We start from the raw sequence: 13,735 nt of genomic DNA on the forward strand, positions 1-13,735 counted from the left end.
CGACCTTATGAAACTGCTCCGCTACGGTGCCCCCGGCCACGAAAAGCCTGGCCTTGTCGACGCCAATGGCCACCTGCGTGACCTCTCGGGCGTGATCACCGATCTGTCGGGCGACGCGCTCGGCAACGCCTCGATGCGCCGCCTCGCCGCGATCGATGCAAGCACCCTGCCCCTGGTCGAAGGTACGCCACGCTACGGCGCACCGGTCGCAGGCATCGGCAAGATGATCTGCGTGGGCATGAACTACGCCGACCACGCGGCGGAAACGAATGCACCCGTGCCCGAACAGCCCGTGCTGTTCATGAAGGCGACTACCGCGATCGGTGGTCCGAACGACACCGTGGTGATTCCGCGCGGCTCCGTAAAGACCGACTGGGAAGTGGAGCTTGGCGTCATCATCGGTGAGGTCACCCGGGATGTATCGGTCGAGCAGGCACTCGAGCATGTCGCCGGCTATGCCGTGATCAACGACCTCTCCGAGCGTGAATTCCAGCTGGAGCACGGCGGCCAGTGGGTCAAGGGCAAGAGCTGCGACACCTTTGGCCCGATCGGCCCGTGGCTGGTCACGCGCGATGACGTGGCCGATCCGCAGCGGCTCGCGTTGTGGCTCGAGGTCAACGGCCACCGCTACCAGGATGGCAACACGCGGACCATGGTGTTCGGCGTCGCGCACCTGGTGAGCTACATCAGCCGCTACATGACCCTGATGCCGGGCGACGTGATCAGCACCGGCACGCCCGCCGGCGTCGGCCTTGGCCTGAAACCACCTACCTACCTCAAGCCCGGCGATGTGATTGAACTCGGCATCGAAGGCCTCGGGCGCCAGCGCCAGCGCGTCGTAGCCCACCCTGGGCGACAGGGCTGACCCCGTCCATGACGGATCGACATATCGCCGGCTCGGGAGGCCGGATTACATGGTAATTATCACGGCGCTGGACACATACGATGTCCGCTTTCCGACTTCGCTGGACCACGACGGCTCCGATGCGATGAACCCGGACCCCGACTACTCGGCGGCCTACGTGGTGATCCGCACCGATAGCCCGGATGGCCTGGCCGGCTACGGCCTCGTGTTTACGATCGGCCGTGGCAACGAGGTGCAGACCGCCGCCCTCGCTGCTCTGGAGCACATGGTGGTCGGCCGCTCTGTCGAGAGCATCGCCGACCACCTTGGTGACTTCGCGCGTGAGCTCAACAGCGATTCGCAGCTACGCTGGCTCGGCCCTGAGAAGGGCGTGATGCACATGGCGATCGGCGCGGTGATCAACGCGGCGTGGGACCTTGCCGCGCGCCGCGCAGGGAAGCCGGTATGGCGTTTCATCGCCGACATGACGCCCGAGCAGATCGTCGCGCAGATCGATTTCCGCTACCTCACCGATGCGCTGACACCGGAACAGGCCCTGGCGATTTTGCGCGAAGCGGAGCCGCACAAGCAGGCCCGCATCGCGCAACTGGAGCGCGAGGGGTATCCCGCTTACACGACCTCGCCAGGTTGGCTCGGCTACAGCGACGAGAAGATGCAGCGCCTGGCCCGCCAGGCCGTCGACGATGGCTTCCGCACCATCAAGCTGAAAGTCGGCCTGCGACTGGAAGACGACATCCGCCGCTGCCAGCTCGCACGCGAGACCGTGGGGCCGGACATTGCCATCGCGGTCGATGCCAACCAGCGCTGGGATGTCGCTACCGCCATCGAATGGCTGAAGCCCCTGGAAAGCGTGGGCCTGGCGTGGGTCGAAGAACCGACCAGCCCCGACGATATCCTCGGCCACGCGGCGATCCGTCGCGCCGTCGCACCGACGCCTATCTCCACGGGCGAGCATGGCCAGAACCGTGTGATCTTCAAGCAGCTGTTGCAGGCGGAAGCGGTCGACCTGATCCAGATCGATGCGGCACGCGTCGGTGGCGTGAACGATAACCTCGCGATTCTGCTGCTCGCTGCAAAGTTTGGTGTCCGCGTCTTCCCGCATGCAGGGGGCGTGGGCCTGTGCGAACTGGTGCAGCACCTGGCCATGGCCGACTTCATCGCCATCACCGGCAAGAAGGACGACCGCGCCATCGAGTTCGTGGATCATCTGCACGAGCACTTCGTCGACCCGGTACGCATCGAGCGCGGCCGCTACATGGCACCCTCCGCACCCGGCTTCTCGGCGCAAATGCACACCGCCTCCGTGCGCGACCACCTGTTTCCCGATGGTATCGTGTGGCGCAAGCTGCCCCTGGCAGCAGGAGGCTGAACCCCATGGCGACCCCGGTCACGAATATCGCCGACCTGCGCGAACTCGCCCGCAAGCGCGTCCCGCGCGCTTTCTTCGAGTATGCGGACCGGGGCTCCTACGACGAATCGACCCTGCGCGAGAACCGCCGCGCCTTCGAGCGGATTCGCTTTCGCCAGCGCGTGATGTCCAACGTCGACAATCGTTCGTTGGCCACTACGGTGCTCGGCCAGCCGCTCAGCATGCCGCTGGCGATCGCGCCGACCGGCCTCACCGGCCTTCAACACGGCAGCGGCGAGATCCACGGTGCGCGTGCCGCCGCGAAAGCCGGCATCCCGTTCTGCCTGAGCACGATGTCGATCTGCTCGATCGAGCAGGTCCACGCCGCATCCGACACGCCATTCTGGTTCCAGATCTATGTGATGCGAGATCGCGGTTTCACCCGTGAACTCATCCGCCGGGCGCGCGCCGCGGAGTGCTCCGCGCTGATGCTCACCGCTGACCTTACCGTGCAGGGTCAGCGCCACCGCGAGATCAAAAACGGCTTGTCGGTGCCGCCGAAGATCACCCTGCGCAACCTGTTTGACATCGCCAGCAAGCCGCGCTGGGCGTGGAACGTGCTGCGCGCGCCGAGTCGCTCGTTCGGCAACCTGGATGGCAAGGTGCAGGGCGCGGATAGCCTCACCACCCTCGCCCAGTGGATCGCCAGCCAGTTCGACCCGACGTTGAACTGGGATGACCTCGCGTGGATCCGCGACCTCTGGCCGGGCAAGCTGATCATCAAGGGCATCCTCGATGCCGACGACGCGAAGCTGGCCGTGCAGCACGGTGTGGACGCCATCGTCGTCTCGAACCACGGCGGACGGCAGCTTGATGGTGCACCGGCCGCGATCGACGTACTTCCGTCCATCATCGACGCGGTCGCCGGCGGCACGGAGGTCTTGCTCGATAGCGGTATCACCAGCGGCCAGGACCTGCTCAAAGCCCTCGCCCTTGGAGCACGGGCCGGCCTCATCGGCAAAGCCTTCCTCTACGGCCTGGGCGCCCATGGCGAAGCCGGCGTCACCCAGGCTATCGAGCTTATCCGCAAGGAACTCAGCACCACGATGGCGCTGACGGGTGCGCTCGATGCGAGCCGGGTAACGTCCGATATTCTCTGGAAAGGCTGAGGCGAAACGGTCGCGCGCAAGCGCGCTCCTACAGAAGCACCGCAGGTCCCGTGTAGGAGCGCGCTTACGCGCGGCGCCGTTCGCCCCATCGCCGCACGGTCGCTGGCTTCTACCGCCCGGCCTCGCACCCACCGAGATCAAAAATCCGCTGCATCGGCACCCACTTCTGCCCCTCCGCCGCCCACGGCAACGGCTGCTGGAACGTGGACATCAACGCTTCCCACGCCTGCACCCGCTCACTGGCGGCATCGGCGGCCGCTTTGGCTTCCGGATCGAATTCCGGCCCCACCCGCATCAACATCACGAGGCGGTTACCTGTGCGGAAGATCTGCATCTCCAGGATGCCGGCGTCGCGAATCGAGGCGACCACCTCCGGCCAGATGAACTCGGCACGATGCCAGCGCTCGTATTCCGCGATCAGCGCCGCATCGTCACGCAGGTCCAGGGCAAGGCACTGCCAGCTCATGCGACAGCGCCGGAGGGGCGCATACGGCGCCAGGCGAACAGGAAGATCGCGAGGAAGCACAGCATCGGCACCAGCATCGCCAGCGCGATACCGACATGATCGGAGGTCGCACCCATCACCGCGGTCACCACGGCACCGCCGACGATCGCCATCACCAGCAGCGAGGCGCCGAACTTGCGCTCGGTATCGCCACGGCCTTCGACGCCCAGGGCGAAGATGGTCGGGTACATGATCGACATGAAGAAGCTCGACGCGACCAGCGCATAAATGCCGAGGTGCCCCGGCACGAAGGCGGCGAATGCCGCGAGTGCGACGTTGACGATGGCGAAACTCGCCAGCACCCGCGCAGGCCGCAGGTATTTCATGATCGCTGCGCCGGCGAAGCGTCCGGCCATGAAGGCCAACAGGCCCGCGGTGATGTAGTTTGCCGCGACCTTGTCTGGCGTTCCCGGCATGGTCGCCTGCGCGTAGCGGATCATGTAGCTGAAGACCGCGACCTGTGCGCCCACGTAGAAGAACTGCGCCGCCACCGCCGACATGAAGCGGCCCTCGCGCAACAAGCGGCCGAGCACGCCGCGTTCCGGCGGCGCGCCCTCCTCTTCCACCGAGACGCGCGGGAACCGCGTCACGGCGATGATCACCGCCCATACGAACACGCCGAGGCCGATAAACAGGTAAGGCATCTGCACGGCGGCGGCTTCACTGTGCACGTAGGCCGTACGTGCGGCGACATCCATCGCTGCGAGTTCCGCGGGCGTGCGTTCGATGCCGGTGAAAATGAAATGCTGGCCGATCAGGACGCCCGTAATCGAACCCAGTGGATTGAATGCCTGTGCCAGGTTGAGGCGCGATGCCGCCGACTCACGGGGGCCAAGCAAGGTGACGTAGGGATTCGCGGAGGTTTCGAGGAAGGCGAGACCCGCAGCGATCACGAACAGGCCGACCAGGAAGGTCGCATAGGTGGCGCTCGCCGCGGCAGGCCAGAACAGCAACGCCCCCGCCCCATACAGTCCCAGGCCAAATACCACCGCCGACTTGTAGCCGTAGCGGCGCATGAAGGCGCCGGCAGGAATCGCGACGATGAAATAACCAAGATAGAACGCGCTCTGGACCAACCCTGCCTGGAAATCCGACAGGGTGAAGGCCTTCTTGAACTGCGCGACGAGTACATCGTTCAGGTTGTTCGCCACGCCCCAGAGGAAGAACAGGCTGACGATCAGTACCAGCGGAAAGAGCGGCGCCTTGGCCAGGGCTCGCGAATCCGGCACCTTGAATGGCGTGTGTTGCTGCATACGTTGCTTACCCCTCGTGACCCCGGCCCCATCCTGTGCAAATATGAACGTATAGTTCACCTGCATAACAAGCTGCGCTGCAGCATAAGTAGCACGCCGCGCCCCGTATGTCTGTACACAGGGGCAGGCTAGACTTGCCGCGCAACGTCTCGGTCACGCCACGGAACGCCATGTCCTCTGATACACCGAAGTATCGCGCCCCCGCCCTCGATAAGGGCCTCGATATCCTCGAGTTGCTCGCCAAGGCGACGCAGCCGCTCTCCATCGCTGACATTTCCGATGGCGTGGGCCGCTCCCGTGGCGAGATCTTCCGCATGCTCCAGGTCCTGGAAGAACGTGACTATATCGCCCGCCCCGATGGCGAAGGCGCCTATTCACTCACGCCGCGCCTGTTCCGGCTGGGCATGGAACAGCCGCCGGTGAAAAACCTGGTGGAAACCGCGATGCCGGTGATGCACCGGCTAGCCGATGAGATCGATCAGTCCTGTCACCTGGTGGTGCCTTCGCAGGAACAGATCGTCGTCATCGCCCGCGTCGATCCGCCGGGCGAGACCGGCCTGGTCGTCCGCGTCGGTCATCGCCGCCCCATCTCGCACTCCGCATCGGGCTACGTGCTGCTGGCCTGGCAGACCGATGAGACGCGCGAACGCTGGTTCCGCCTGATGCTGGAACACGAGCCCGCGCTAAAGCGCGGCCGCCTGGAAACCACCATCAAGGACATCCGCGCCGCGGGCCTTGCCACCATCCCCAGCGAAGTAGTCGATGGCGTCACCGACCTTTCCGCTCCGATCATCGAAGGCAACCACGCCGTCTGCGCACTCACCGTGCCCTTCATCGAGCGGCGCGGAGCGAAAGTCGATGCGAAAGCGACCGCACGCTTCCTGGTCGCCGCTGCCGAGGACATCAGCCGTGAGCTCTCGCACGGCGCGCCGTAAGAGGCGCGGTTACACCGCAGGCGGCGGCAGGATCAGCATGGCGTCGCCGTAGCTGAAGAAGCGGTAGCGCTGCAGCACCGCGTAGCGATAGGCGTCCAGGATCGCTTCCTTGCCGGCCAGCGCCGAGACCAGCATGAGCAGGGTTGATTGCGGCAGATGGAAATTGGTGACCAGCGCATCCACGCTGGTGATCTTGTAGCCGGGGAAGATGAAGATCTGCGTCTCGCCGGCAAACGGGCGGAGCACGCCTTCCACGGTGGCACTTTCCAGCGCCCGGACCACGGTGGTGCCCACCGCGATCACCCGGCCACCCGCGGCACGCGTGGCGCGGATCTTCTGGACCAGCTCGGCGCCCACGTTCAGCCATTCACGGTGCATGACGTGGTCCTGCACGTTTTCCGCGCGCATGGGCTGGAAGGTACCGGCGCCGACGTGCAGGGTGACGTAGCCAAAATCCACACCCTTGTCGCGCAGCTTGGCCAGCAGCGCCTCGTCGAAATGCAGGCCCGCGGTAGGCGCAGCGACCGCGCCCGGCTCGCGGGCGAACACGGTCTGGTAGCGTTCCATGTCCGTTTGATCGGCATCGCGCTCGATATACGGCGGCAACGGCATTTCGCCCAGGCGGCCGAGCAGGCGCTCCAGCGGTTCCTCGATCTCGAAGCGCAGCATGAAGAATTCACCGTCGCGGCCGAGCACGGTGATCCGCGTGCCATCGGCGAGCTCAATGATCCCGCCCTCTTTCGGCTTTTTGCTCACGCCGAGCTGGGCACGAGCTTCATGCGCGCCGGTAACGCGCTCGATCAGGATCTCGACGGCGCCGCCACTGTCCTTGCGGCCGTAGAGGCGCGCCGGGAGCACTCGGGTGTCGTTGAAAACCAGCAGGTCGCCCGGCTGGATGAGATCCGGCAGGTCGTAGAACTTTCGGTTCGACTTGGAGCGGGCGCCCACATCCACCACCAGCAGCCGGCTCCCTGAGCGCCGCTCGAGCGGCGCCTGGGCGATCAGGTCGGGCGGGAGATCGAAGTCGAAGTCGGATTTCTTCACTTAGCTGGCCGGTGGAGCAGGTAGGGGCCTGGGATTATGGCGCAATCCGGCGGCGACGGCGCCGGGCCACGAGCCAGCCCAGACCACCGAGCACGCCAACGGCCAGCGCCATCTCCGCCCACAGCCAGTGGCGCACGAAGTGTTTCACTGCGGCGATCTGCTGGGTCCGCTTCAGCGCACGGGCACTGGCGAAGTCCGGTTCCTCGCAGCTCCAGCCGAAATCACCGGCCCATGCCACGTACGGACCCTGCTTCACATAGCGGTCGTAGTAGGCGCGGGCCCGACGCTGGCGCTCGTTCGGCTGCTTGCTGCGCTCGCCATCTCGCGCCTCGTTGTAGTCCGGCGGCCCTTCAAGCATCCAGTGCGTGGCCTGGCACAGCGTGGCGGCGAATGCCTGGGAGCGTGGCGGCAGCAGGTCGGCGGCGCTCACCGCACGGTCGGCTGCCACGTAGCGATAGTGCAGGCGATAGTCCGGTTCGGCGGCACTAGCGTTGAAGCGCTGACGTTCACCGTCGGTGACATCGGCCCCCTTCAGCGTCGCCAGGGACTGTCCGCTTCCGCCCTGGAAGTTTCCGCCGTTATCGAAATAATCCGGGCCCTGCTCATAGCCCAGGATTTCCATACCGTCTTCACGTGCGATCTTCGCCGCCTTGTAGCGTGCCTCGGCCTTGTCGATATCACGCCACGCGCTATCGCCCTCGTGTGCCGCCGCGGCATAGGCCTTGGCCTTCGCAACGAGATCGACATCGCCAAACCGCTTGTCGCCAGCCGCCGGGAAGTACGCGTAGGCCTCGTCGTAACGTCCCGCGCGCATCAGGCGACGGGCAAGCAGGTGGCGCAGATGATCCGCGACTCCGCTCGCCGCGTATGCCGCATGCGCGTCATCGGGTTTGGGCGCCGGCGAGTACGCCGGGGCGTGCTGGTCAACGAAGGCCTTCAGCTCATCGACCGTAAGGACGCGTTCGGCGATATACGCTGTATCGTTGCCATAGCCGATACCCGTGCTGTAGACCTCATCGTACGTATTGCCATCGCCACCCACGGCGCTTGCCGCTTCGTATAGGCGAGCCATCGCTTCCACATACTCGCCACGGGTAAGTGCGAGAACACCGCGCTCACCCATCAGCAGATGCACGCTGCCGGGCGCGAGCGACGCCTTTGGATCATCTGCCGTGGGAAACGCCTTGGCTGCTTCAGCGTACGCCTTGGCCGCAGCGCCGCTATCACCCTTCCGCAGCGCGAGCTTGGCGCGCACCCAGCTGGCCAAGGGGCCGTCGGCCTTGACCAGTAGCTTCTCGGCGTCGTCGTAGCGGCCGACCTGGTAGGCAAGGGAGGCGAGGCGATCCGCGGAAGCGACCTTGTCGGGGCCGTTGGCGAGGATCGCGTCGATCAACTGGCCAAGGATGGGCAGTGGCTTACCGTCCCGCGTCTGCGGAGCGACCCGGGCAAGCGCATACGCAACGAGCATGCGCTGCGTGAGCGGACCATCGATAAGGGTGGCGGCCTGCCCATCATTGATCAGTACCGCCGAGGCGATCGCCTCCAGCGAATCGATGGCCTGGCCGGAGCCATGCCCCGCCTGCGCGGCATACAACGCGATCGCGTGCTTGAGATCCGCCGGCGCTACGTCACTTACGCACTCGTCGTTGCGGGTGAACGCAGCCCAGCCGCATAGGGTTTTGCCGACAAACAGGCTGAGTCGCGCTTCCTCGCCGAAGCTCGCCACACCAAGACCCTGCGCATCCGATGCGCCCGCCAGCACCCGCGCACGCGTTTCCTGGAATGCTTTGGCCGACGCATCGCGTGCCATCCCGAATGCGGGCGTGCCTGCCGCCTTGATCGCATGGAGCGTGTTGACCTCACCCAGCATGTAGGCCGCCCATGCACCGCGCGCCTTCGCCTGGTCGGCCGGCATCGCCAGTACCTGTTCGAAGCTGGCCTGCGCGGCTGCCAGCGCGGCATCATCGAACGTGGTGCACACCGGGCGGTCGGTGGCCTCGCCGGTATCACTGGTCTCTGCCTGGGGGCAGGCGGCAGTCGCGCGGTTGTAGTCCACGGCGCCCGCGACGTAGCGGCGCACATCCTCGGGCAGGCCCTCGCCTGCGTCGTACGCAGCGCTACCCGTCGGTGACCCCATCAGGCTTTTGACCTTCTCCGCCTGCGCCACAGGCAGGTCCGCACGTTGCGGCGCATCGCCCCAGCGGGGCGTCTCCACCGCTTCCAGTGCATCCGACGCCGGCAGCAGATGTTGCGCCTCGAACGTAAAGGTGTTCTCCGGCGTCGCCTTCAACGTGGCGGCACGATCATCCAGTAGCTGCGTCGGAAAGTCCGGACCACACGCCCAGACCACGGCACCGATGGCCGTCAGGGCAAGGCCAACCGCAAATGCGTTCTGCTTCATCATGAAACGGGGGTTCCCTGCAGGCTAAGCGTGGTAGCGGTGCCGGGACGGCAGCGCGCCCAGCCGATGGCGCGCGTGGTATGCGCAGGTAAGGGGCGAGCCAGCGCGGCAACGAGCACAGGTGTCGTTCCACCCGGCGCCAGGCGGTAGCCGTCGATCCCGTCGGCCAGTTCACATCCATCAGGCAGCATCACGCGCTCCGGGGCGGCAGCGTCAGCGGACGCAGGATTCTCGAGGACGACATCGCTCGCGCCATGGCCTGCATCACGTAGCTGCAGGCGCAACGGTGTGCGATCGAGGTGCTGGGTGATGACGCCGCGCCACGTCGCGAGACTCCAGGCGCGTGTGTCATCGGTCGTCGGCAGACGAAACCAGACGAAGCCTGCGAGACCCACGGGGCGGTCCGCCGACAAGCGCTGGATGAAGGCGAGCACGCGATCGGGTGAGGCGTACAACTCAGACGATACGGCACCGGCAGCCAAAGCGGCCTGCTCGCTTTCGACGGCGAGCAGCGTGCCATCCTCGTTCCAACTCACACGCGATCCGTACGTTGGCAATGCCACCCGGAATGGCTTGTGGGTGCGCCTCGCGTAGTCGGCAACCCACGCCGCGGCGATCTCGGGATCGAACAGGCCAGCCTGCGGCGCCTGCACCGCATGCACCTGCAGGACCGATTCGTCAGGAATGGCGAGCAAACGATCGAGGTCCACCGAACCGATCCAGGTGGGCAGCGCAGTGATCGAAAGCGAGGTCGCGCCAAGCGCGGGTTTCAGTTCACCTAGGAAGTCGGCATAAGCCGGTAACCGTGAGGTCGGGCAGTCGTAGTCGATCTCCACGCCGGCGGCCTGGGGCCATTGCGCCAGGACAGCCGTGATACGCGCGCGGAGACCTGCTGCGCTGAAGGCCGCCAACCGCCCATCGATGCGCACCACCACGATCACCGGCCGATGGGTTGCAGCCAGCACGACGCGATCGGGCGTGAACACCTGGACGTGGCCGTCAGGCGAGGCCTGCGCCACCAGCACGCGCCAGTCGCGCACCAGGTCGCGAGAGCCTTCCACCGCGTTACGCAACGCAGGCGTCCACTGCCGCTGCCAGATATAGGCATCGTGGGTAAACGGCGCAGGCGTGCGACCGCACGCGATCAGCAACGCGAGCGCAAGCGTTATCGATAGCAGGCAAACAATCCGCGCCAATCCGGTGGCCCCTGAAAGGAACCACCAGTCTACCGCGTCCTCTCCCTGTAGGAGCGCGCTCGCGCGCGATACGCCATGCCGGAACCGCCTACAACCACCCCTTCTGCCGCGCCAACCGATACGCCTCAATCCGGTTCGCCGCCCCCAACTTACCGATCGCCTCGGAAAGGTAATTGCGCACCGTGCCATGCGAAAGATTCAGCTGCGTGCCGATATCACTTGCTGACTGCCCCTCGCCCGCCAGCCGCAGCACCTGCCGCTCGCGATCATTCAGCGGATCCGCCTCGGACCACGCCTCCAGCGCCAGCTGCGGATCGATCGCGCGACCACCGCGGTGAACCAGGCGCAGTGACTCGGCGAGGTTCTCCGCCGGCGCATCCTTCAGCAGGTAGCCACTGACGCCCGCATCCAGCGCGCGGCGCAGGAAGCCCGGACGGGCGAACGTGGTGACGATGACCACCTTGATCGGCAGCTCGTGGCGATGCACGCGCTGTGCGATCTCCAGGCCGGTGAGGCCGGGCATTTCGATATCGGTGACCAGCACGTCGGGCTTCAGGCGCTGGAGTTCACGCCACGCGGTTTCACCATCGGGCGCGGTACCGAGCACTTCGATGTCGGACTCCAGGTTGAGCAGGGCCGACAGCGCGCCGCGCACCATCGCCTGGTCTTCGGCAAGGAACACGCGGATCATGCGATGCGCTCCTGCAGGGTGATGTGCGAAAGCTCGATGGCGAGGGCTGTGCCCTGCTTTGCCGGCGAATCGATCGCCAGGCGTCCGCCGATCTGCCGCACACGCTCTCGCATGCCGGAGACGCCATTGCCATGCGCGGCGAGTCCGCCGCAACCGTTATCCGAGATTCGCATCGAGAACGTCTGTCCTTCCTGGGTGATGGTGACCCGGGCCTCGGTGGCGCGGGAATGCCGATGAATATTGGTGATGGCTTCGCGCAGTACGAGGGAAAGCGCGGCCTCCGCCTGCGTGGGCAAGGCCAGGCTGGCAGGCTTATCGATCGCGAGCGCGATGCCCGAGGCCTCGAGCATGAGCCGCGCAGAAACGAGTTCGCAGCCGAGATCGCCCGCGCGCATGCCGGTGACCGCGTTGCGTACCTCGGCGAGCGTGTGCCGCGCCACGCGTTCCACCTCTTCCATTTCGCGCTGTGCGCGCGGCGGGTCGGCAATGGCGAGGCGCCGTGCCAACTCTGACTTCAACGTGATCAGTGAAAGCGTATGGCCAAGCAGGTCGTGCAGGTCACGGCCGATGCGCTCGCGTTCGGCCAGGGTGGCCAGCCGGGTCACTTCGTCCTGGGTCAGGCGAAGCTGCACGTCACGACGGATCGTGCGGGCATACAGGTAATTGCCATAGCCGGTGACCAGGCCGACGAACGGCATGACCCAAGCCTGGATGGTCGGGATGTTGAACCAGTGCACCCAAAGCACGGTAACGAGTGAGCACACCGTCGTCGCCACCAGCCACGGTCGCGGACCCGGTGCGAAGGCAAGCATCGAGAGCGCGATTACCACGTAACCGATCGCTACCGGATTCACGGTCCACAGCGCGAAGCCCATGACAAGGATGATCGTAGCGTTGCGGACCATGTGGCGTATCGGCCCGAAGAAGACCTGCATGTAGCACGCCACGTACAGGAACATCGAGATCACGGACGGGATGAACCAGTCCCAGTGGAAGCCGTTCACGCCCCACGGTGCGGAGATCAACGCAAACAGCCAGAACATCTGCAGGACCGCGGTCCAGCGCAGGTACACCGGCGAATCCAGCGTGCCCATCAATGAATCGGGCCGCGGGTGTTTCCACCAGTTCACGAGGCCAGCCTCCGCGGCTCGCCGGGCAGCTCGCGTCGCTCCCCGGCAGTAAGCGGAATGCAGATCATGACCCGCGTTCCCTTCCCCTTCGTCGATTCGAACGACATGGTGCCCCCGAGTGCGCGCACGCGTTCGCGCATGCCACACAGGCCGTTGCCTTCGGTGCCTGTCGTACCGCTGCCGTTATCCGCGATGCAGAGCGTGAGTTCGTTACCGACGACCTGCACCTTCGCCTCCGCGATACTCGCTTCCGCGTGACGGTGAATGTTCGTTACCGCTTCACGAAGCACGAGCGCCAGCTCACTCTCAAGGCGCGCGGGCAGCACGGGCATCTCGGTGATGTAGTTGAAGGTCACTGCGGAAGAACCCAGCAGCAGGCGGGCGGAAGCCAGCTCGGCGGCAAGGCCCGTGGTGCGGATGCCGGTGACGGCGGCGCGCACTTCGGCCAGGGCATGGCGTGCGACGCGCTCGGCTTCTTCCATCTCACGTCGTGCAGCTTCGGTATCGCGATCGAGCAAGCGGCGCGAAAGCTCCAGTTTCAACGTAATAAGCGACAAGGTGTGTCCGAGCAGGTCATGCAGATCGCGGCCAATCCGCTCGCGCTCCGCCGTGGCCGCGAGTCTGCGCACCTCGTCGTGCGAGAGCTTCAGCTCCCAGTCCTTCTGGCCGTTCATGCGGTAAAGAAGGTTTGCCACGCTGACCGACAAGGCGACGAACGTCATGACCGCGGCAACGGTCCATGGCCAGTGCGCAAGCGTGAGTGCCAGCGTGACGAAGAGGATGAGCACCGCCGCGACCCTGGCAAGGCAGACGCGGACCGGGCCATGGAAGCCCATGAACGAGCAGGCGAAGATGACATAACACGCACCACCGCTCGCATTCATCCCCATCGCCACGTAGCCCAGCACTGCCATGAGCGAGGCGTACCACATGGAGTGGCGTACGGGCCGGGTGTAGGCGAGCCCGTATAGCGCGAGAAATGCGGGGAACGTCAGCGATGTCACCAGCACCCAGTGCGGCGGCAGCGTAGGCTGGAAGATCAGGTCGCCAAAGACCCAGAATGACCAGACCAGGTTGAACATCGTGGTGAAGCGCAGCTTGCCCTGGGCCTTCAGGCGGGCCCATAGCGAATCAGGAGCCGGCAGTAACCACGAGGGAAGCATCGATCGGTCCGGGGCTGGGAGGTATTCGGCCATGC

General features: G+C 65.6%; 12 protein-coding genes. 4 read left to right on the forward strand and 8 right to left on the reverse strand.

All coding sequences use genetic code 11. From position 1 onward, the window contains the following. Positions 1-7: 7 nt before the first annotated feature. Genes VGN46_RS06965 through VGN46_RS06975 form a run of 3 tightly spaced genes read left to right on the forward strand, consistent with a single transcriptional unit; the run spans position 8 to position 3,382 of the window. A complete protein-coding gene (locus tag VGN46_RS06965; protein WP_331642088.1) occupies positions 8-865 on the forward strand; it encodes a fumarylacetoacetate hydrolase family protein in 858 nt (285 codons plus the stop codon). A gap of 49 nt (positions 866-914) precedes the next feature. Next, on the forward strand, positions 915-2,234 hold the full coding sequence (locus VGN46_RS06970; protein ID WP_331642090.1) for an L-fuconate dehydratase: 1,320 nt from the start codon (positions 915-917) through the stop codon (positions 2,232-2,234). A 5-nt stretch (positions 2,235-2,239) separates the two neighbouring features. Further along, positions 2,240-3,382 carry an alpha-hydroxy acid oxidase gene (locus VGN46_RS06975; protein ID WP_331642092.1) on the forward strand — a complete coding sequence of 381 codons (1,143 nt, stop codon included), beginning with the start codon at positions 2,240-2,242 and terminating at the stop codon, positions 3,380-3,382. Positions 3,383-3,491: 109 nt separating this feature from the next. Here the strand turns inward: VGN46_RS06975 and VGN46_RS06980 are convergent, their stop codons facing one another. Both VGN46_RS06980 and fucP read right to left on the reverse strand, forming a co-directional pair. Further along, a complete protein-coding gene (locus VGN46_RS06980) occupies positions 3,492-3,848 on the reverse strand; it encodes an L-rhamnose mutarotase (RefSeq protein ID WP_331642094.1) in 357 nt (118 codons plus the stop codon). Further along, positions 3,845-5,140, reverse strand: coding sequence for an L-fucose:H+ symporter permease (fucP, locus tag VGN46_RS06985; RefSeq protein ID WP_331642096.1), 1,296 nt, complete (start codon positions 5,138-5,140; stop codon positions 3,845-3,847). The genes VGN46_RS06980 and fucP overlap by 4 nt, the downstream gene beginning before the upstream one ends. Before the next feature lie 170 nt (positions 5,141-5,310). Between fucP and VGN46_RS06990 the strand changes: the two genes are divergently transcribed. Then, positions 5,311-6,075 (forward strand): IclR family transcriptional regulator, encoded by a 765-nt coding sequence (locus VGN46_RS06990; protein WP_331642098.1) that lies wholly within the window; start codon positions 5,311-5,313, stop codon positions 6,073-6,075. 9 nt (positions 6,076-6,084) lie between these two features. Here the strand turns inward: VGN46_RS06990 and queA are convergent, their stop codons facing one another. The 6 genes from queA to VGN46_RS07020 form a co-directional block, all read right to left on the reverse strand. After that, the gene (gene queA / locus VGN46_RS06995; protein WP_331642100.1) at positions 6,085-7,119 is read right to left on the reverse strand and encodes a tRNA preQ1(34) S-adenosylmethionine ribosyltransferase-isomerase QueA; all 1,035 of its coding nucleotides are present in this window, start codon (positions 7,117-7,119) and stop codon (positions 6,085-6,087) included. A 34-nt stretch (positions 7,120-7,153) separates the two neighbouring features. After that, a complete protein-coding gene (locus VGN46_RS07000) occupies positions 7,154-9,523 on the reverse strand; it encodes a hypothetical protein (protein WP_331642102.1) in 2,370 nt (789 codons plus the stop codon). Then, entirely contained in the window at positions 9,520-10,716 is a 1,197-nt protein-coding gene (locus tag VGN46_RS07005) for a DUF3142 domain-containing protein (protein WP_331642104.1), read from the reverse strand. Before VGN46_RS07005 ends, VGN46_RS07000 begins: the two co-directional genes overlap by 4 nt. Positions 10,717-10,804: 88 nt before the next feature. After that, on the reverse strand, positions 10,805-11,407 hold the full coding sequence (locus VGN46_RS07010) for a response regulator transcription factor (protein WP_331642106.1): 603 nt from the start codon (positions 11,405-11,407) through the stop codon (positions 10,805-10,807). Continuing rightward, positions 11,404-12,537, reverse strand: coding sequence for a sensor histidine kinase (locus VGN46_RS07015; protein WP_331642108.1), 1,134 nt, complete (start codon positions 12,535-12,537; stop codon positions 11,404-11,406). The genes VGN46_RS07010 and VGN46_RS07015 overlap by 4 nt, the downstream gene beginning before the upstream one ends. After that, on the reverse strand, positions 12,534-13,733 hold the full coding sequence (locus VGN46_RS07020; RefSeq protein ID WP_331642110.1) for a sensor histidine kinase: 1,200 nt from the start codon (positions 13,731-13,733) through the stop codon (positions 12,534-12,536). Before VGN46_RS07020 ends, VGN46_RS07015 begins: the two co-directional genes overlap by 4 nt. Between the last annotated feature and the right edge of the window lie 2 nt (positions 13,734-13,735).

Source organism: Luteibacter sp. (assembly GCF_036500425.1).
In the GTDB taxonomy this organism is placed as follows: Bacteria; Pseudomonadota; Gammaproteobacteria; order Xanthomonadales; family Rhodanobacteraceae; genus Luteibacter.

Bases quoted from the DNA above. Each gene is read 5' to 3' on its own strand.
- VGN46_RS06965 (WP_331642088.1), top strand. From the start codon at position 8: ATGAAACTGCTCCGCTACGGTGCCCCCGGCCACGAAAAGCCTGGCCTT.
- VGN46_RS06970 (WP_331642090.1), top strand. From the start codon at position 915: ATGGTAATTATCACGGCGCTGGACACATACGATGTCCGCTTTCCGACT.
- VGN46_RS06975 (WP_331642092.1), top strand. From the start codon at position 2,240: ATGGCGACCCCGGTCACGAATATCGCCGACCTGCGCGAACTCGCCCGC.
- VGN46_RS06980 (WP_331642094.1), bottom strand. From the start codon at position 3,848: ATGAGCTGGCAGTGCCTTGCCCTGGACCTGCGTGACGATGCGGCGCTG.
- fucP (WP_331642096.1), bottom strand. From the start codon at position 5,140: ATGCAGCAACACACGCCATTCAAGGTGCCGGATTCGCGAGCCCTGGCC.
- VGN46_RS06990 (WP_331642098.1), top strand. From the start codon at position 5,311: ATGTCCTCTGATACACCGAAGTATCGCGCCCCCGCCCTCGATAAGGGC.
- VGN46_RS07000 (WP_331642102.1), bottom strand. From the start codon at position 9,523: ATGATGAAGCAGAACGCATTTGCGGTTGGCCTTGCCCTGACGGCCATC.
- VGN46_RS07010 (WP_331642106.1), bottom strand. From the start codon at position 11,407: ATGATCCGCGTGTTCCTTGCCGAAGACCAGGCGATGGTGCGCGGCGCG.
- VGN46_RS07020 (WP_331642110.1), bottom strand. From the start codon at position 13,733: ATGGCCGAATACCTCCCAGCCCCGGACCGATCGATGCTTCCCTCGTGG.